We start from the raw sequence: 17189 nt of genomic DNA, 5'->3' as shown, positions 1-17189 counted from the left end.
CCGACGCCAACGTAACAAGCCGACACGGATACGTACAGTAGAAAGAACATGCTACTTGCAATAGGCTCCACATACGACGGCATGACGGCCGGTCAGACCCCGGTGGTCACCGGCGGAGAGGTGGCTCCCGCGATGGCGACCGGTCCACCCGTGGAGGGCACCTGCCAGGTCTGGTGGGCCGAGGTCGGTCCACCCGACGACGAGCTTCTGCTCGACCTGCTGTCCGCGTCGGAACGCCACCGGCACGCCGGGTTCACCGACCCGCAATCGCGGGCGACACACCTCACCGCCCGGGCGCTGACCCGGCTGGTGCTCGCCGGGATGCTCGGCACCCCGGCGACCGGACTGCGTTTCGAGGCGGTGTGCCGGCAGTGCGGCGGACCGCACGGCAAGCCGGTGCTGCGCACGCCCGCCGCACCGGTGCGGTTCTCCGTCGCGCACTCCGGGCGGTGGTGCGCGGTGGCGTTCGCCACCCGGACCGAGGTCGGCGTGGACGTCGAGCGGATCGCGCTGCGCGGGCGGACCCTCCCGTCGCGCGCCCTGTCCCCGGCCGAGCGCGCGGTGCTCGCCGGCACCGGCGACCGGGACCGCACGACCGCCTTCATTCGCTACTGGACCAGGAAGGAGGCACTGCTCAAATCGACCGGCGACGGCCTGACCCTCGACCCGGCCACGATCACGGTGACCGCGCCGGACCGGCCGGCCGCCGTGCTGTGCTGGGCGGGCGCGTCTGCCCCCGTCGCGTGGCCGCACCTCGTCGACCTGGCGGCTCCCACCGGGTACGCCGCCGCGCTGGCGAGCCTCGACGGTGCGCTTGTCGTGTCCAGTCACGACGGCACACCCCTGCTCGACCGGATCCGCTCCGGTGTGGCGGGTTTCGCATCGACACACATTTCCAATAAGTTGCTGACCTAGCGCGACCGGGTGATCTCCTTCCGTTGCCGGACATCAGGGGGCACACCCGTCACCGCCATGTTCACCGCACCCCAGGAGAGGGATCTGATGTCTGACGACACTCGCACGTCGGCGGGTGCCGACACCGACACGGTGTCGGCACCCGCGCCGGCCGCGACTCCACCCGACGAGTTCGTTCCTCCGGTCACCGGTCGCAAGCGCACCCTCGCCCTGATCGTGGTGCTCACCGGGTTCGTGCTGGACCTGCTCGACATCACCATCGTCAACGTGGCGCTGCCGTCGATCCGGGACGGCATCAACGCCACCGCCTCCACGATGCAGTGGCTGGTGGCCGGCTACGCGCTCGCCTTCGCCTCGATGCTGATCATTTCCGGTCGGCTCGGCGACATCGTCGGCGTACGCCGGATGTTCCTGATCGGTGTCGCCGGCTTCACCTTCACCTCGCTGCTCGCCGGCATGGCCCAGTCGCCCGAGCAGCTCATCGTGCTGCGCTTCCTCCAGGGCGCGATGGGCGCGGTGATGGTGCCGCAGGTCTACACGCTGATCCAGTTGCTCTACGCCCCCAAGGAACGCGGCCGGGCGTTCGCCGCGCTCAGCGCCGCGCTCGCCTTCGGTACGGTCGGCGGTCCGCTGGTCGGCGCGCTGCTGACCACCGCGAACGTGGGCGGCCTCGGCTGGCGCATGATCTTCCTGGTCAACGTCCCGATCGGCATCGCGGCGTTCTTCGCCGCCCGGGCGCTGCTGCCCGAGTCCGAGCGCAAGCGCGGGGACCGGCTCGACGTGGTCGGCGCGACGCTGATCACGGCCGCGGTGATGCTGATCGTGTTCCCGCTGGTGCAGGGCCGCGAGCACGGCTGGCCGCTGTGGACGTACGCCATGATGGTCGCCGGACTCGTCGTCTTCGCGTTGTTCGTGCTGCACCAGCGCTCCCGCACCGAGTCGCCGCTGGTGCCGCTGTCGCTGTTCCGGCACCGCTCGTTCAGCTCCGGCCTGGTGGTGGTCTTCCTCTTCCAGGGCGCGGTGATGTCGTTCTTCCTGGTCATCACGATCTACGTGCAGATCGGGGTGGGCTACAGCATCCTGCGCGCCGGGCTGGCCGGGCTGCCCTGGGACATCGCCGTGCCGCTGCTCGGCTGGCTCTCCGCCCGCTGGATCACGCCCAAGCTCGGCCGGGTGGGCCTGCAGATCGGGTTGCTGCTGCTGATCGCCAGCATGTTCTGGTTCATGTGGGTCATCGACAGCACCCCGCAGGTGACCATCTGGCAGTTGCTCGTGCCGATGTTCATCGGCGGCGCCGGGATGGGCATGACCTTCCCGCCGCTGATGGGGTACTCCCTGCACGACGTGCCCGGCCATCAGGCCGGATCGGCCTCCGGCGTGGTGAACGCCAACTACCAGATCGGCGTGACGCTCGGCATCGCCGCCTGCGGCACGCTCTTCTTCAGCCTGATCGCCACCAACGCGGCCACCGCCACCGACGACGTGGGACCGCGTCTGCGCGCTGACCTGGTCGCCGTCGGTGTCGCCGAAGGTCAGGCCGAGCAGATCGGACAACGCTTCCGGGACTGCGTGACCACCCAGCTCGGCGCCGCCGACCCGACGCTGCCGCCGGCCGGTTGCGACAGCGCGACCGTGGCTGCCGGCGGCGGTGACCGGGCCGTCGAGGTGATCGAGCAGCGGTCGTTCGAGGCCAGCCAGATCAGTTTCCAACGGGCCATGGTCGGCACGCTCTGGTTCAGCGTGATCAGCTTCGCGCTGGCCCTGCTGGGTAGCTTCCTGCTGCCCCGCCGCTGATCAGGTTCGGCCGACACGAACCGCGGCCCCGGCGCCTCCGCGCGACGGAGGTACCGGGGCCGCGGTGTGTCGCGGTCGGGCTCGGGTCAGCCGAGCGCGGTCCGGTAGGTCGCGATGGTCCACACGTGGCCCTGCGGGTCCTGGCAGGTGAACTCGTACGAGTCGTGCGGCTTGCTCTCCGGCGGGAGCAGGATCTCGGCGCCGCCGGCGACCGCGCGGGCGTGCAGGGCGTCCACCTCGGTGTCGGTCTCGACCCGGACGAACGTGCCGGCGGTGGCGGCGCCGAGCGCCCGCGGCTCGCCGAGCCGCAGTCCGGCGTTGGCCGGGTTGATCATGATCAGACCGTGGTCACCGATCTTGAGCTCGGCGTGGTAGACGTTGCCCTGCCCGTCGTCGAAGAGACCGAGCGTGGTGAAACCGAAGGTGTTCACCAGCCATTCGATGGCTTTTGCCGGGTTCTCGTAGGCGATGTAGGGGGCGACGGTGGGCGGCACGGAGGAATCGGCCATGAGTCACTCCTCGGAGTCGATAGGGCGAGTCTGTCAGGACGAACAATCACTCTATGTGCTCTTTGCGTCCGGCGGACGACAAGAAGCCGACGTTGCGCGGTCGGTGGTCAGTCGAGCTTCGGCGCGTAGCTGCCGAAGCTCGACAGGTGACCTTCGAGGTCGCGGACCAGGTACTCCCGCGAGCCGTAGTCGGTGTCGGTGAGCGGCATGACCACCTCGGCGCCCGCCGCCACCGCCCGGTCGTGGTGGGCGTCGACGGTGTCGCCGACGTAGACGTAAACCCGAAGGCGGAGCAGAGCCAGTCGATCGCGGCACCCGGATCCCGGTAGCGCAGGAGAGGGATCACCGGTGCGACCACATCGGACATGCGTGGATCCTCCTGATGTCGACAGACGACATCCACCCTACCCAGCCACGTCCGACCGACACAGCCGACACACCCGGGGTCAGCGCGGTCGGACCAACAGCGGCAACTGGTCGTACGAGCGCAGGCTGGCGTGCCGGCGTCGGACCGGTGGCGCCGCCGGACCCAGGAACTCCACCGTCCGCACCAACCGCTCGAAGACGATCACCGACATCAGTCGGGCCATCGCGGTGCCGAGACAGTGGTGCAACCCGCCCCCGAAGCCGAGATGCGGGTTGGGGTCCCGACCGACGTCCAGACGCTCGGCGTCGGCGAACACGGTGGCGTCCCGGTTGGCGGCCCCGAGCAGCAGCAGGACGGTCCGGCCCGCCCGGATCTTCACACCGTTCACCTCGACCGGTTCGCGGGCCACCCGGATGACGTTCTGGATCGGCGCGTCGTACCGCAGGAACTCCTCCACCGCCGACGGCACCAGGGTCGGGTCGGCGCGCAGCCGGCGCAGTTGGTCCGGGTGCGCGAGCAGCGCCGCGACGCCGTTGGAGACCAGACCCATGGTGGTCTCGAAACCGGCGTGGAACAGGAAGAGCATGTTGTCCACGAAGTCGGCCACGGCCAGCCGGTCGGTGGCGGACTCCTCCCAGTACATGCCGGCCAGCGTCGGCCCGCCGGGCTCGTCCTGCCGGGCGGAGAGCAAACCGCCCAGGTAGTCGTGCAGCCAGGGCAGCGCGGCGTTGATGTCGTGCAGGTCGGCCGGCGTGAGGTTCGCCGCGTCGAAGACCTTGGCCAGCGAGATCACCCGGATCAGCACCTCCGGCCGGTCCTCGGCCGGGATCCCGATCAGGTCGCACACCACCCCGACCGGCAACGGCACCGCGAGGTCGGTCACCACGTCGAGGGTGCCGCGTTGCAGGGCGGGGTCGAGCAGCGCGTCGGCCGCCGCACCGATGTGTCCGGTCAGCCGGCGGGCCACCGGGGTGCCGAGCGCCCGGCCGATGAAGCGTCGCAGTCGGGTGTGGTCCGGCGGGGTACGGGTCAGCACGATCCGGTTCAGGAACTCCGCGCCCGGGCCGTCGCCGAGGGTGATCCGCATGTACTCCGGCGGCATCCGGCTCTCCAGCCGGCCCTCACGCAGCAGCGTGGACACCAGGGAGTGCCCGGTGACCAGCCACTGACCCAGTTCGGCCCGGGACAGCGGGCCACGGTCCCGCAGTTGCGCGTACGCCGGGTACGGGTCGTCCTGGGTCGCCAGGAACGCCGCGGACAGGTGAGGACGCGCGGTCTCGGCTCGCATACAGAGCACTATCCGGGAGTGCCCGCCGAGCGGCAAGACCCTACATACATCTATCGACACAGTCGACACGATCCACCGGCTGCTCTAGGCTCGGCTCGTGGCTGAGCTCGTGCGTGAGGAACCCGCTTCCGTCGGTCAACGCCTCCTGGCCCTGATGGACCACTACCGGGGACGGGACAGCGCCCTCAACGAACAGGTGCTGTGGCGCCTGCGTGGTCCGTACGACCACGAGGCGATGACCCGGGCGGTGGCCGCCCTGACGGCCCGGCACGAGCCACTGCGGACCACCTATCCACGGGGTCGCCGGCTGCGCCAGCAGATCCACGAGCCACGCCCGGTGCCGGTGCCGGTGACCGACGTGTCGGCCGAGGCCGACCCGGCCGCCGCCGCCCGGGAGATCGTGGCCACCGAGGTGGCAGGCGGGGTCGACGCCTCGGTGTGGCCGTTGCGACCACGGGTGGTCCGACTCGACCCGGAGCACCACCTGGTGGTGCTCACCCTGCACCACTACTGCTCTGACGACTACTCCAACGCGTTGCTGGCCCGCGACCTGCGCGCCCTGTACGCGGCCGAGACGGGCGAGACCGCCGACCTGCCGGCCCCGCAGTGGCAGTACGCGCAGTGGGCTCGCTGGCAGGCCGACCAGCTCTCCGGCCCGAACCTGGAGCGGCTCACCGACTATTGGACCGGCAAGCTGACCGGTGCACGCCTGGTGGAGGTGCCCGCCCGCCGACGGCGTCCGGTGCCCGACGGCGAACCTCCGTGGATCTCGGTGGAGCACTACGTGGACGCCGAGACCACCGCCGCGCTGCGGCAGCTCGCCCGCCGGCACCGCACCACGCTGTTCCCGGTCACCCTGGCCGTGTTCTACGCCCTGCTGTACGCCGAGACCGGCGCCGACGACCTGACGGTGGCCTCGCTGTTCGCCAACCGGGGGCAGCCGCAGGTCCGCGACACCGTGGGCTTCTTCGCCAGCATGGTGTTGCTTCGGGAGCGCTTCACACCGGAGACCACGCTGAGCGAGCTGATCGCCCAGGCCCGGACCACGGTGATGGACGCGATGCGGCACCAGGACCTGCCGCACCAGCTGCTCCCGCCGGACACCGTGGCGGGCGGCACCGGGCGCACCGACGACGTGCTGTTCCAGTTGCTCGGCAGCCTGATGACCCGGGCGGACATGGCCGGCGAGGAGCTCGACGACATGGAGGTACAGCTCGAACGGCGGCGCTTCGCGCTGGAGTTCGTGGTGGTGCCGCAGGGCGACCAGCTCTCCGCCCTGCTGTTGTGTTCGCGGGCGGAGTTCGACCCGCTGTGGGCGGACACCTTCGTCCGCGACTATGTGACCCTGGTGCGACGCGCGGTCGCCGACGCCGACGTCCCGCTCGCCCGGCTGCGCGGCGCACCGGTGACCTGAGCACGCCGGCCCTGTCCGGGCCGGCACGACCCGGAAAGGGCTGAGATGATCACTGAGGACGAGGTCCGGCGGATGGCGCTGGGTCTGCCCGAGGCGCAGGCCAGCGCCCACTTCGACAACGCCGACCTGCGGGTCCGCAACAAGATCTTCGCCGCCTTCCCGGCCGGCGCGGGCACCGTCATGCTGCGGCTCGACCCGCAGGAACAGGCGGCGCTGCTCGCCGAGGACCCGGCGACCTTCAGCGCGCCGGACAACCACTGGGGACGGCAGGGCTGGACCAGCGCCCGGCTGGACCGGGTCGATCCCGGGCAGCTGTCCGAACTGCTCACCGAGGCCTGGCGGCGCCGGGCACCGCGACGGCTGGTGGCGGCGTTCGACGCGGCGCGTCCGGACGGTGGTGGTGGTGTCGGGTAGGTCGGGCCCGTCCGGTCGGACGGGACGAGCGGCACTTGACAACACAATTGATTGAGCCTGCAATTATCCACGTGGCACGAAGCAAGCCATTCCCACCCGCCGCGATGCTATCGGCCGAGAATGCAAATTGCAGATCTCGGTGCGCGGATGATCCGGTTAAGTCTTTCTGAATCGGGCTGAAACGGCACACATAATTCTATCGGACCGATCGGTCCGCACCGTAACAGATACCGTCAACCCCGATGACGTCCGGCGAGCGGACCGGGGCACCACCGCACCACCCGCGCCTCGGCCACCGCCGGGCGCGACCTGCGCCGACGCACCAGGAACTTGAGGTGCAGCCGCAGCATGCGCCCGATCTGCTCGGACGCCACGCCGCGTCCGCCACGCCGCCCCTCCAGCATGGCCCGCTCCGCCCCGCAGCGCACGACCACCGCAGCCCCCGCCGCGCTCGCCCCGGCCGCGACGTCGACGAGCGAGGTGAAGCCCACCTCGTCGACGCCGGTGACGTCGGTCAGGTCCAGTTCCACCTGGTCGGGCAGCAGGTCACCGTGGTCCAACATGTACGCCGCGACGCGGGTCACGTACCCCGCCGTGCTCCGGTCCACGCTGCCACTGACGGAAATCGCTACGGCGGTTCGACTCACCCTCCGGGCCTTGACCATAGGCAACACAATTCCCCCCTCCTGCTGATCTCACACCATAGAGCGCACTCGCGCGACATGGGAATAACCAATCGGCTTCAATACTGGGACGTCCGCGCACTATCTCCGGCTGATGATTTCGATAGAGCACAATGTATGTCACTTTCCGTGCTTACACGGGAAGATCTCCGGTCGCCGCGCTCCGGCCCCGGTCGCCGGGCCGACGCCTCGACGGTGAGCAGCGTCTTCGACCTGGACGCCGGGACACCCGAACCGCGGCCGCGGCGCGGCGTCGGGCAGAACCCCCGATGCCCGTTCGGGCGTACCGGTCACCGGACGTGATCGGCCACCGGCCGTCGGCCGAACATCCGACAAAAGTCGACGGAGCCCCTGACCCGCACGGATCGGACGTCCCGACGGGCCGACGGAGTGTGTGGTGTGTCGTCATCGCTCTTGCCGGGCGGCGGTAAACCGACAGACACTAGGCGGATGAGCGCACCGACCCTCGCACCCCGGTTCGACGCCCTCGACCCGAACGTCGTCGAGGATCCCTACCCCGAGTACGCCCGGCTGCGCGCCGCCGGCCCGCTGTGCCGGATCGGGCCGGGCAGTTGGGGCGTCACCCGCTTCGCCGACGTGGTGGCCCTGCAGCACGACCCCCGGCTGGGCAGCGAGTTCCCCGCCGGCTACCACGAGGTGTCCGTGGGCGACGGCCCCGCCAGTGCCTTCTTCCAGCGCATCATGCTCTACCGCGACCCACCGGACCACGTCCGGCTACGCCGGCTGATGAGCCGCGCGTTCAGCCCTGCGGTCGTCCGCCAACTGCGGTCCTACGTCGAGGAACTGGTCGACGAGATGCTCACACCGGCCGTGGCGGCGGGCCGGATGGATCTGGTCCCCGAGCTGGCCTACCCGCTGCCGGTCCGGGTGGTCTGCCGACTGATGGGTATCCCACCGGAGTCCACCGAGGACGTCCGCCGGCACGCGATGAACCTCGGTCGCGCCTTCACCGCCGTGGTCCCCGAGCACGCCCGCGCCGACGCCGACGTGGCCGTACGCTGGCTGCGCGAGCACATCGGCGACCTGCTCGACCAGCGCCGGTCCCGCCGGGGCGACGACCTGCTCTCCCGGCTGCTCGACGTCGAGGAGTCCGGCGACAGCCTGAGCCACGACGAGATCGTGGACAACACCGTCTTCTCGTTCTTCGCGGGCTTCGAGACCACCGTGCACATGATCACCACCGGCACCGCCGCCCTACTGGCGCACCCCGACCAGCTCGACCGGCTGCGGGCCGACCCGTCGCTGGCCGGTACCGCCGTGGACGAGTTCCTGCGGTGGGACGCCCCGATCCAGGGCACGGCCCGCTACGTGCACGAGCCGATCGAGATCGGCGGACGCACCGTACGCAAGGGGCGGGTCCTGGTGCTGATGATCGGCTCAGCGAACCACGACGAGCGCCGTTTCACCCGGCCGGACCGCCTCGACGTGGGCCGGACCGACAACCCGCACGTCGCCTTCGGTGGGGGCGCCCACCTGTGCCTCGGCGCCTTCCTGGCCCGGATGGAGGGTGCCGTGGTGTTCGACCGCCTGGCCCGCCTCGCCGTGCTCGAACCCGACGGCCCCACCGTTCGCGAACGCGACACCCCGTTCCGGGCGTACGCCTCGGTGCCGGTCCGGCTCGGTTGACGACCCGCTGGAGCGGGCGGGCTCAGTCGGCCGGCAGCGCCTCGATCACGGTCAGCGTGGGCGTGCCGACGACCTGGGTCAGCCGCAGCCCGGCCCGCTCCAGCAGCCGACCGGTCTCCTCGGTGCTGCGGTGCGCGCCACCGGTGAGCACCATCGCGTGCACGTCGAAGAGTTTCGCCATGTCGAAGGCGTCCCCCGGCGGCAGCACCGCCTCCAGCAGCACCAGCCGCGAGTCGGGCCGCATCGCGGCGCGCACGTTACCGAGGATGCGCGTCGCGTCGTCGTCGTCGAAGCCCGGCAGCACCGTCTTGAGCAGGTACCCGTCCCCACCGGCGGGCACCGCGCCGAAGGCGTCACCGGGCACCACCTCACAGCGGTCGGCCACGCCTGCCTCGGCCAGCACCTTCGGCGCTCCCGACACCACGTGCGGCAGGTCGAACAGCACCCCGCGCACCCCGGGGAAGCGGGTGAGCAGACCGGCCAGAAAGCCACCGGTCCCGCCGCCGACGTCCACCAGCGTGCCGAACCGACGCCACGGGTACGCCCCGAGCACGGTCCGCAGGTGCAGGTGGTTCACGCTGCGCATCCAGTCGTCGACCCGGGCGCTCTCCTGCGGGTGGTCGGCGAGGTAGCTCCAGTAGTCCTGGCCGTGCACGTGCCCGAAAGCCGGTTCCCCGGTACGCAGCGTGTGCCCGATCGCGGCCCAGGCCCGTACGTCGGAGTCGAGCAGGGTGAAGCTGTCGCGCAGCGACATCGGGTGGTCGCCCCGCAACGGCTCGGCCAGCGGGGTGAGCGCGAACGTGGCGTCGGCGACCTCGGTGAACACGCCCCGGGCGGCCAGCGCCCGCAGCAGGCGCAGCAGCGCCCCGGGATGCGCGCCGGCCGAGACGGCCAACTCCGACACCGGTCGCGGACCGTCGGCCAGCAGGTCGGCGATGCGCAGGTCGCAGGCGGCCCGCAGGGCGAACGGGGTGATCTGGTCCCCCAACTCGCCGAGCCGGACCACGGCGGTCAGGTCGAGATTGCGTCGGGTGGCCGTCATGCCAGTCTCCCCCTTCGGATACGCAGCCGCTCACCGGCGAACTGCAGCAGGCCCAGTTTGTCCAGTCCGGTGCGTACCTGGTCGGTCATCAGGCCGATCTGCCCGAGCGCCACGGCGACCCGCGAGAACACCGCCTGCCGGTACTTGATCATCAGGTCGTGGTTGGTGGCGAAGGCGACGCCCTCGGCGCGGTCGACCTCAAGGCGCTCCCAGATGTCGTCGAGCAGGAACCGCCGGCGGATCAGCGCCGCGGCGTCCAGCACCAACTCCTCCCGCTCGGCCCGCTCAGCCGTGGTGAGCTGGTCGTAGAGCCCCGAGAGGGAGAGCACGCCGAAGGTGACGTGCCGGGCTTCGTCCCGGGCCACGAGGTGGGTCAGTTCCTTGATCAGCGGGTCGTGGAAGCTGCTGTTGGACAGCCGGAACGAGGCCATCGCGATCGCCTCGACCATGATCTGCATCCCGAGCGCGGTGACGTCCCAGCGCGAGTCGGACAGGATGTCGGTGAGCAGTTCCCGCAACGGCTCGGAGACCGGGTACGGCTCGGGGATCTTCTCCCGCAGGTACCTGGAGAAGACCTCGACGTGCCGGGCCTCGTCCACGGCCTGGGTGGCGGCGTAGAACTTGCTGTCCAGGTCCGGCACGGTCTCCACCAGCCGGGCCGCGACGATCATCGCGGCCTGCTCGCCGTGCAGGAACTGGCTGACCATCCAGGACTGGAACTCCCACCGGAACGCGTCCCAGGCCCGGGGGCCGCGCGGCGCGAGCGGCGAGTCGGCGAACGCGGCCATGGCGAAGGCGGAGTCGTCCGGCAGCGGCTCACCGAACGGCACCGGCACCGACCAGTCGACGTCGGAGACCTTCCACTGGGCCTCCTTGGCTCGCTCGTAGAGCGCCACGAGCCGTGGATCTGAGGCTTCGTAGTCCCAGGTGAGTGTGGTGTCGACGTGGGCCGGCACAACAAAGCTCATACGACACAAGGTACCCACAGACCTCACCGATGCCAATGCGTGACGCTATGGTCCGTGCGTGGACACCCAACAGACACCAGCTTCCGTGGCCCAACGTCTCCTCTGGATGATCAAGCACTACCGCACCGACTTCGGCGCCCTGAGCTGCCCGCTGCTGTGTCGGCTCACCGGTCGGGTCGACGCCGACGCGCTGGACGCCGCGCTGTCCGCCCTCACCGCCCGGCACGAGTCGTTGCGGACCACCTTCACCGGTCGGGGCGCACGGTTGGCCCAGGTGGTGCACCCGCCGGCACCGACCACCGCCCGCCGGGTGGACCTGTCCGACCGGCCGGACCCGGCCGCCGCCGTCGACCAGGCGGTACGCGCCGAGCTGCGGACCGCGATCGACCCGACCGAGTGGCCGTCACGCAGCACGCTGTTGCGGCTCGGGCCGGACGAGCACGTCCTCTGCCTGAACCTGCACCACCTGGTCACCGACGCCTGGTCCACCGGCATCCTCTTCCGGGATCTCGGTGTGCTCTACGCGCAGGCCAACGGGGTGCCGGCGCGGCTGCCCGATCCCGGCTGGCAGTACGCGACCTGCGTCCGCTGGCAGCAGGAGCTGCTCGACGGCGACGGGCTGCGCCGGCACCGGGAGTACTGGCGGCGGCAGCTGGCCGGCAGCGAACTGCCGGCGGTGGGCACCTCCGCCGTCGCCGCGCCGCCGTCGGACGGGCCGTCCACCTCGGACGCGGCGGTCGACCTCGACCGGGAGGCGGTGGCCCGGCTGCGCGCGTTGGCCCGTACCCAGCGGACCACCCTGTTCGCGGTGCTGCTGGCGGTGTTCTACCACCACCTGCACCGCATCACCGGCCAGGACGACCTCGCGGTGGCCTCGATGTTCGCCAACCGGTCGCGTCCCGAGCTGCGGGAGACCGTCGGCCTGCTGGCCAACATGGTGCTGCTGCGCGCCCGGGTCGGGCAGGCCGAGACCTTCGCCGACCTGATCGGGCAGGCCCACGCGGCGGCCATCGGCGCCTTCACCTACCAGGATCTGCCCTATCAGATGTTGCCGCTGGACGTGGTGCAGACCGGCGGGCGGCGGGCCGACGACGTGCTGTTCAACGTGATGGCCGAGGTGCAGCACCGGACGGCGTCGGCGGGCGTCGGATTCGAACTGCTGGTGCCGCCCGGGCTGGGCAGTCGGTTCCAGTTCGAGCTGGCCGTGGCCCCGGTCGGCGCGGCGGACCTGCGCGCGGTCTTCTACCACAGCACCGCCGCGTACCCGCCTGCCGAGGCGACCGCCTTCCTGGCCGGCTACGCGGATCTGGCCGCCCGACTGGCCGCCGAGCCGACCGCACCGCTGCGGACCAGGCGCGGCGGCTGACGGCACCACGAACAAGCGCCACACAACACGACACTGGCGTCACACACTCTTGACACCGCATCCGGGTGCTGAGAGGCTTCGACCAGCCCTACCTGGTAGCGCGCAGGAAGCGGGGGTGCCTGTACCCGCCGGACGCGACCGCTCACACGACCACTGCTGTGACAGGAAGGTCCACATGCCACTTCACCTGCACTGGTTCCTCCCGTCCCACGGTGACGGCCGTGAGGTGGCGAAGACCCCGCAGGGCGCGCCCGTCGACCCGGCGGACAACGTCCGGCGCGCGCCGGACATCGACTACCTGGCGCAGGTGGCGGCGGCCGCCGACCGGTTCGGTTTCACCGGCGCCCTGGTGCCGACCGGGCTGTTCTGCGAGGACCCCTGGCTGGTGTCGGCCGCCCTGGCGGACCGGACCCGCCGGCTGAAGTTCATGGTCGCGGTACGCCCCGGCTCGGTGGCCCCGACGATCGCCGCGCAGATGGCCGCCACCCTGCAACGCCTCTCCGGCGGCCGGTTGCTGCTCAACGTGGTCACCGGCGGCGACCGCGACGAGCAGTTGCGTTACGGCGACTGGCTCGACCACGACCAACGCTACGCCCGGGCCGAGGAGTTCCTCGACGTGTTCGGCCGCGCCTGGTCCGGCGGCACGTACGACTTCGAGGGCAGCCACTACCGGGTCCGCGCCGGTCGACTGACCCGGGGACACCCGGTCACCCCGCCCGTCTTCCTCGGCGGCTCCTCGGCCGCCGCGCACGACGTGGCCGCCCGGCACGCCGACGTCTACCTGGCCTGGGGCGAACCACCCGAGCAACTGGCCGCCCTGGTGAAGAAGGTCCGGGACCGGGCCGACGCGCAGGGCCGCGAGCTGTCCTACGGATCCCGGTTCCACGTGATCAGCCGGGACACCGCCGAGGAGGCGTGGGACGTCGCGCACCGCCTGGTGGCCGGGATGCACCCGGACACCATCGCCGCCGCGCAGCGGCGCTTCGCGCGCACCGAGTCCGAGGGACAACGCCGGATGGCAGCTCTGCACCAGGGCCGGACCGAGAGCCTCGAGGTCTACCCGAACGTGTGGGCCGGGTACGGGCTCGTCCGCCCGGGTGCCGGCGCCGCCCTGGTCGGCAGCCACGTCGAGGTGGCCGACCGGATCGAGGAGTACCACGCGCTCGGGCTGGACCATCTGATCCTCTCCGGCCAGCCGCACCTGGAGGAGGCGTACACCTTCGGTGAGGGTGTGCTGCCGCTCCTGCGCATGCGGGGACTGCTGGCCGAACCGGAAGGAGACCGGTGACCGACCTGCGGCAGCACGCGCCCGAGCGGATGATCCCGCCGACAGACCCCCCGTCCGTACCGGTCACCGTCCTGATCGGCAATCCGCGCCGGGGCTCGCGTACCGCCGCCGTGGCCCGGCACGTGACCGGCGCGCTGCGTACCGGTCTGGCCGAACTCGGCGTGCGCCTCGGCGAGCCGCACCCGGTCGACCTGGCCGAACTCGGCGCGGACCTGCCGTCCCGGTTGATCGCCGGCACCGCCGCGCACGCGCCCCTGGAGCAGGTGCTCGCCCGGGTCCGTGGCCCCGGTCTGCTGGTGGTGGTGAGCCCGACCTTCAAGGGTTCCTACACCGGCCTGCTGAAGCTCTTCCTCGACATGCTCCCCCGCGAGGGCCTGCTTCCGGGCACGGTCGCCGTACCGGTGATGACCGCCGGCTGGGCGCAGCACCGCTACGTCGCCGACGCCCAACTGCGGCCACTGCTGGTGGAGTTGGGCGCCGTGGTGCCGGTCCGCGGCCTGGCGGTGCTTGAGGAGGAGTTCGGCGACCTCGACGCGGCGGTCGCCGGTTGGACCACGGCCGCGGCGCCGGTGCTCGCCGCCGTGCTGCGCAGTTGCCAGACCCCGTCTGTGGGACCGCATCGACCCGCGGAACCCGTTCCCGTCCATCAACCCGCACAGCTCCGGTGAGCCGGGCGATCCGGAAGGAAGTAGCGACCATGAGTGAGCAGACCCCGACGGTCGTGGGGCCGAAGCAGTCCGACGAGCAGATCCGCGCTCAGGTCCAGGCCATCGTGCTCGACCTGGCGCCCAACCCCGACGGCCTGCGCGGGGAGGAGACGGCCCTGGTCCAGGACCTCGGCTTCCATTCGCTGGCCCTGATGGAACTCGCCTTCGCGCTGGAGGACGAGTTCGACCTCGAACCCATCGACGAGAAGACCGCCCGGTCGATCACCAACCTCGGCGCGGTGCAGGAGCACGTGCTGCGCCGTATCGCGGAGCGCGACGCCGGGGCCTGATCCTCGGACGCCACCGGCCGGCCACCCGTGGAGGGTGGCCGGCCGTTTCGTCGTCCTGCCCGCCGTGGCCGGACGCGCGGCGAGGTCAGCCGATCAGCCGGTAGAGCCGGTGGAAGCGGTCGTCGATGGGCAGCTGGGTGACCGCCGCGAAACCGGCCTCGGCCGCGAGGTCCCGGACGGCGTCCGGACGCAGCACCGTGCCGGTGCCGGCCGACGGCTGCTGGCTGCGGCACGCCGGCAGGCAGTGCAGCACGCTGGTCGCGTACTGGAAGCGTTCGATCTCGTCGGCCGGTGCGGCGAAGCGCTCCGCCACCCGGGCGTCCAGCACCAGGACGCTGCCGCCGTCGGCGCACAGCCGCCGGCAGGCCCGCAGCACCTCCACCGGGCGCGCGATCTCGTGCAACGCGTCGAAGAGGCAGACCAGGTCGTACGTGCCGGCCAGGTCGGGATCGGCGGCGTCCCGGGCGGCGAAGGAGACCCGGTCGCTCAGTCCCGCGTCGGCGGCGTGCCCGGTGGCGTCGGCGATCACCTCGGGGTCGATGTCGTACCCGTCGACGGCGATCCGGGGGAAGGCCCGGGCCAGGCCGATGCCCGCCCAGCCCGCGCCGCAGGCCACGTCCGCGACCCGGGCCGGGGTGCCGACCAGTCGGGTGTGGATGTCCGGGGCGTGCCGGCGCAGCCAGCCGGCCATCTGGTGGGTGAACATCGCGCGGTTCGCCCCGGCGTGCCCCTCCCGCCAGTCGACGCCGTAGACCGCGTCGGCCACCCCGTCGCCGCTGCGGTACGCCTCAAGCAGCGCCGGCAGCGCCGCCGCCACCCCGCCCAGCGGCAGGACGGCCAGCGCCGACATGGACAGCGGGCTGTCCGAGACGGTCAGCACCTCGGCGTGCGCGGCGGGCAGCGTGAACACCCGCTCGTCGGCCGGGGCCGACGCGTCGTCGACGGTCAGGACGCCCGCCACCGCCTGCTGTTCCAGCCACTCGCGGGCGTACCGGGGGTCGACCCCGACCCGCGCGGCGATCTCCCCCACCGTGCCGGGCCCCTTGGCCGCGAGGTCGTCGTAGAGCCCGAGGCGGACACCGAGGTACGTGGCGAGCAGTTCCTGGGTGGCCAGCAGCGAGGTCCACATGCGGACCGCGAAGACCCGGGCCTGCGGGTCGATGGGAGTCGTCATCGGTATCCCCTCCGGCGACACACGTGTGTGTTGTTTTCGCAACACACTCTATCCACGCGGGCGCGCCATGGACAGCACCCGGCGGCGAGAGATAGCGTCCGAACACGACACACCGAACACAGGAGGGGGCCGACGTGAACCCAACGCTGTCCCGGGTACGCGAGCTGGCGTCCCGAGTGGCGAAGCACGCCGAGGAGGTCGAGCAGCGACGCGGCCTCCCCGACGACCTCGTCGACGACCTCCGCGAGGCCGGCTGCTTCCGGATGTTCGCCCCCACCAGTCACGGCGGCGACCAGCTCGACCTGCCCGACGTACTCGCGGTGCTGGAGGAGCTCGCCCGCGCCGACGCGGCCACCTCGTGGACGGTGGGCCAGGTGGCCCTGTCGCACCTGATCGTCCGGTGCGGTCCGGTCGTCGCGCTGGACGAGGTCTTCGCTGACGGCGCGGACACCCTCGTCGCCGGCGCCGTGGCGCCCAAGGGTCGGGCCCGCACCGGCGAAGACGGGTGGCGGGTGACCGGCCGCTGGCCCTTCGTCACCGGGTGCCCCCGGGCCGCCTGGTTCTATCTGAACTGCGTGCTGGTGTCCGGTCGCAGCGTGCCGGTCGGGCCCGACGGCACACCGGCCACCCGCATCCTGTTCGTCCCGGCCCGCGACGTGCGGGTCCTCGACACCTGGCAGGTGTTGGGACTGCGCGGCACCGCCAGCCACGACGTGACGGTCGAGGACGCGCGGGTGCCGGAGCATCTCGCGGTCTCCCCGCAGGACGGTGACGCCGCCCACCGCATCGCGCAGTCCAGCCTGATCATCGGTGCGGTGGCGGTCGGTCTGGCCGACGGCGCGCTGACCGACCTGGTGCGCCTGGCCGCCGACGGCAAACGTCCGGCGCTGAGCGCGCGGCGGCTCGCCGACTCGCCGGTCTTCCAGGACCGGCTGGGCGAGGCGCAGACCATGCACCGCGCGGCCCGGGCGCTGCTGTACGCGGAGGCGGCCGAGTCCGCGACGGCACCCGACGCCGCGTCACCGGGTGGCCGGGCCCGTTTGCGCGCGGCGGCGGCGCAGGTGACCAGCCTCTGCGCGCAGGTCGTCGACGTCGCGTACACGCTGTCCGGCGGTACCGCGGTGTACGACACCTCGCCGCTGCAACGGCGGATGCGGGACATGCGTACCGCCACCCAGCACTTCGTGGCGGGCCGCGACTCGTACGCCACGCTGGGCGCGCTCGCGGTGGACGAGGAGACGTCCGCCGGGCCGCGCTGACCCGAGTCGTCGCGGGGCCGGCCGTGGACCGGCGCCGCACCGGAGCACATCATGTGGAGGTTCC

The 17189-nt window shown here is 71.7% G+C and carries 17 protein-coding genes; 10 read left to right on the top strand and 7 right to left on the bottom strand.

Annotated elements, in window-relative coordinates:
* The first annotated feature begins 81 nt into the window (after positions 1-81).
* Positions 82-915 (top strand): 4'-phosphopantetheinyl transferase family protein, encoded by an 834-nt coding sequence (locus tag ID554_RS27805; RefSeq protein ID WP_223884300.1) that lies wholly within the window; start codon positions 82-84, stop codon positions 913-915.
* An 87-nt stretch (positions 916-1002) separates the two neighbouring features.
* The gene (locus ID554_RS27800; protein ID WP_117227886.1) at positions 1003-2709 is read left to right on the top strand and encodes a DHA2 family efflux MFS transporter permease subunit; all 1707 of its coding nucleotides are present in this window, start codon (positions 1003-1005) and stop codon (positions 2707-2709) included.
* Between the two features lie 86 nt (positions 2710-2795).
* Here ID554_RS27800 and ID554_RS27795 read toward each other — a convergent pair whose 3' ends face one another.
* The 3 genes from ID554_RS27795 to ID554_RS27790 form a co-directional block, all read right to left on the bottom strand.
* Positions 2796-3218 (bottom strand): VOC family protein, encoded by a 423-nt coding sequence (locus ID554_RS27795; RefSeq protein ID WP_117227798.1) that lies wholly within the window; start codon positions 3216-3218, stop codon positions 2796-2798.
* 107 nt (positions 3219-3325) lie between these two features.
* Positions 3326-3514 carry a VOC family protein gene (locus tag ID554_RS32595; protein WP_396888573.1) on the bottom strand — a complete coding sequence of 63 codons (189 nt, stop codon included), beginning with the start codon at positions 3512-3514 and terminating at the stop codon, positions 3326-3328.
* A 150-nt stretch (positions 3515-3664) separates the two neighbouring features.
* The gene (locus ID554_RS27790; RefSeq protein WP_191088642.1) at positions 3665-4873 is read right to left on the bottom strand and encodes a cytochrome P450; all 1209 of its coding nucleotides are present in this window, start codon (positions 4871-4873) and stop codon (positions 3665-3667) included.
* A 154-nt stretch (positions 4874-5027) separates the two neighbouring features.
* On the opposite strand from ID554_RS27790, the gene ID554_RS27785 reads away from it, so the two are divergent.
* Positions 5028-6287: a condensation domain-containing protein gene (locus ID554_RS27785; protein ID WP_117227887.1), complete on the top strand. Its 1260-nt coding sequence runs from the start codon at positions 5028-5030 to the stop codon at positions 6285-6287.
* Between the two features lie 45 nt (positions 6288-6332).
* Positions 6333-6701, top strand: a complete 369-nt coding sequence (locus tag ID554_RS27780) for an MmcQ/YjbR family DNA-binding protein (protein ID WP_117227800.1) — start codon at positions 6333-6335, stop codon at positions 6699-6701.
* A gap of 233 nt (positions 6702-6934) precedes the next feature.
* Here ID554_RS27780 and ID554_RS27775 read toward each other — a convergent pair whose 3' ends face one another.
* Positions 6935-7309, bottom strand: coding sequence for a hypothetical protein (locus ID554_RS27775; protein ID WP_223884298.1), 375 nt, complete (start codon positions 7307-7309; stop codon positions 6935-6937).
* 525 nt (positions 7310-7834) lie between these two features.
* Between ID554_RS27775 and ID554_RS27770 the strand changes: the two genes are divergently transcribed.
* Positions 7835-9031 carry a cytochrome P450 gene (locus tag ID554_RS27770; RefSeq protein ID WP_117227802.1) on the top strand — a complete coding sequence of 399 codons (1197 nt, stop codon included), beginning with the start codon at positions 7835-7837 and terminating at the stop codon, positions 9029-9031.
* A 22-nt stretch (positions 9032-9053) separates the two neighbouring features.
* On the opposite strand, the gene ID554_RS27765 is transcribed toward ID554_RS27770, so the two are convergent.
* Entirely contained in the window at positions 9054-10073 is a 1020-nt protein-coding gene (locus tag ID554_RS27765; RefSeq protein WP_117227803.1) for a methyltransferase, read from the bottom strand.
* Positions 10070-11041 (bottom strand): ferritin-like domain-containing protein, encoded by a 972-nt coding sequence (locus ID554_RS27760; RefSeq protein ID WP_117227804.1) that lies wholly within the window; start codon positions 11039-11041, stop codon positions 10070-10072. The genes ID554_RS27765 and ID554_RS27760 overlap by 4 nt, the downstream gene beginning before the upstream one ends.
* Positions 11042-11099: 58 nt before the next feature.
* On the opposite strand from ID554_RS27760, the gene ID554_RS27755 reads away from it, so the two are divergent.
* From ID554_RS27755 to ID554_RS27740, 4 genes are all read left to right on the top strand, one after another.
* A complete protein-coding gene (locus tag ID554_RS27755) occupies positions 11100-12407 on the top strand; it encodes a condensation domain-containing protein (RefSeq protein ID WP_223884297.1) in 1308 nt (435 codons plus the stop codon).
* Positions 12408-12582: 175 nt separating this feature from the next.
* Positions 12583-13695, top strand: a complete 1113-nt coding sequence (locus ID554_RS27750; RefSeq protein WP_117227805.1) for an LLM class flavin-dependent oxidoreductase — start codon at positions 12583-12585, stop codon at positions 13693-13695.
* Positions 13692-14363: an NADPH-dependent FMN reductase gene (locus ID554_RS27745; RefSeq protein ID WP_117227806.1), complete on the top strand. Its 672-nt coding sequence runs from the start codon at positions 13692-13694 to the stop codon at positions 14361-14363. Before ID554_RS27750 ends, ID554_RS27745 begins: the two co-directional genes overlap by 4 nt.
* Positions 14364-14392: 29 nt before the next feature.
* Entirely contained in the window at positions 14393-14692 is a 300-nt protein-coding gene (locus tag ID554_RS27740; RefSeq protein ID WP_117227807.1) for an acyl carrier protein, read from the top strand.
* A gap of 85 nt (positions 14693-14777) precedes the next feature.
* Here the strand turns inward: ID554_RS27740 and ID554_RS27735 are convergent, their stop codons facing one another.
* Positions 14778-15866 (bottom strand): class I SAM-dependent methyltransferase, encoded by a 1089-nt coding sequence (locus tag ID554_RS27735; RefSeq protein WP_117227808.1) that lies wholly within the window; start codon positions 15864-15866, stop codon positions 14778-14780.
* A 134-nt stretch (positions 15867-16000) separates the two neighbouring features.
* Between ID554_RS27735 and ID554_RS27730 the strand changes: the two genes are divergently transcribed.
* Positions 16001-17125, top strand: coding sequence for an acyl-CoA dehydrogenase family protein (locus ID554_RS27730; RefSeq protein WP_223884296.1), 1125 nt, complete (start codon positions 16001-16003; stop codon positions 17123-17125).
* The last annotated feature ends 64 nt before the right edge of the window (positions 17126-17189 follow it).

The sequence above is a fragment of the Micromonospora craniellae genome (assembly GCF_014764405.1).
GTDB classification, from domain to species: domain Bacteria; phylum Actinomycetota; class Actinomycetes; order Mycobacteriales; family Micromonosporaceae; genus Micromonospora; species Micromonospora craniellae.
Note: the sequence above shows the minus strand (reverse complement) of the source record. Positions and strands in the feature narration are given on the sequence as shown.

Excerpts from the sequence above, each read along its gene's own strand:
- ID554_RS27795 (WP_117227798.1), bottom strand. The coding sequence starts at position 3,218 with ATGGCCGATTCCTCCGTGCCGCCCACCGTCGCCCCCTACATCGCCTAC.
- ID554_RS27800 (WP_117227886.1), top strand. The coding sequence starts at position 1,003 with ATGTCTGACGACACTCGCACGTCGGCGGGTGCCGACACCGACACGGTG.
- ID554_RS27780 (WP_117227800.1), top strand. The coding sequence starts at position 6,333 with ATGATCACTGAGGACGAGGTCCGGCGGATGGCGCTGGGTCTGCCCGAG.
- ID554_RS27740 (WP_117227807.1), top strand. The coding sequence starts at position 14,393 with ATGAGTGAGCAGACCCCGACGGTCGTGGGGCCGAAGCAGTCCGACGAG.
- ID554_RS27785 (WP_117227887.1), top strand. The coding sequence starts at position 5,028 with ATGGACCACTACCGGGGACGGGACAGCGCCCTCAACGAACAGGTGCTG.
- ID554_RS27790 (WP_191088642.1), bottom strand. The coding sequence starts at position 4,873 with ATGCGAGCCGAGACCGCGCGTCCTCACCTGTCCGCGGCGTTCCTGGCG.
- ID554_RS27770 (WP_117227802.1), top strand. The coding sequence starts at position 7,835 with ATGAGCGCACCGACCCTCGCACCCCGGTTCGACGCCCTCGACCCGAAC.
- ID554_RS27735 (WP_117227808.1), bottom strand. The coding sequence starts at position 15,866 with ATGACGACTCCCATCGACCCGCAGGCCCGGGTCTTCGCGGTCCGCATG.
- ID554_RS27750 (WP_117227805.1), top strand. The coding sequence starts at position 12,583 with ATGCCACTTCACCTGCACTGGTTCCTCCCGTCCCACGGTGACGGCCGT.
- ID554_RS27805 (WP_223884300.1), top strand. The coding sequence starts at position 82 with ATGACGGCCGGTCAGACCCCGGTGGTCACCGGCGGAGAGGTGGCTCCC.
- ID554_RS27765 (WP_117227803.1), bottom strand. The coding sequence starts at position 10,073 with ATGACGGCCACCCGACGCAATCTCGACCTGACCGCCGTGGTCCGGCTC.
- ID554_RS27760 (WP_117227804.1), bottom strand. The coding sequence starts at position 11,041 with ATGAGCTTTGTTGTGCCGGCCCACGTCGACACCACACTCACCTGGGAC.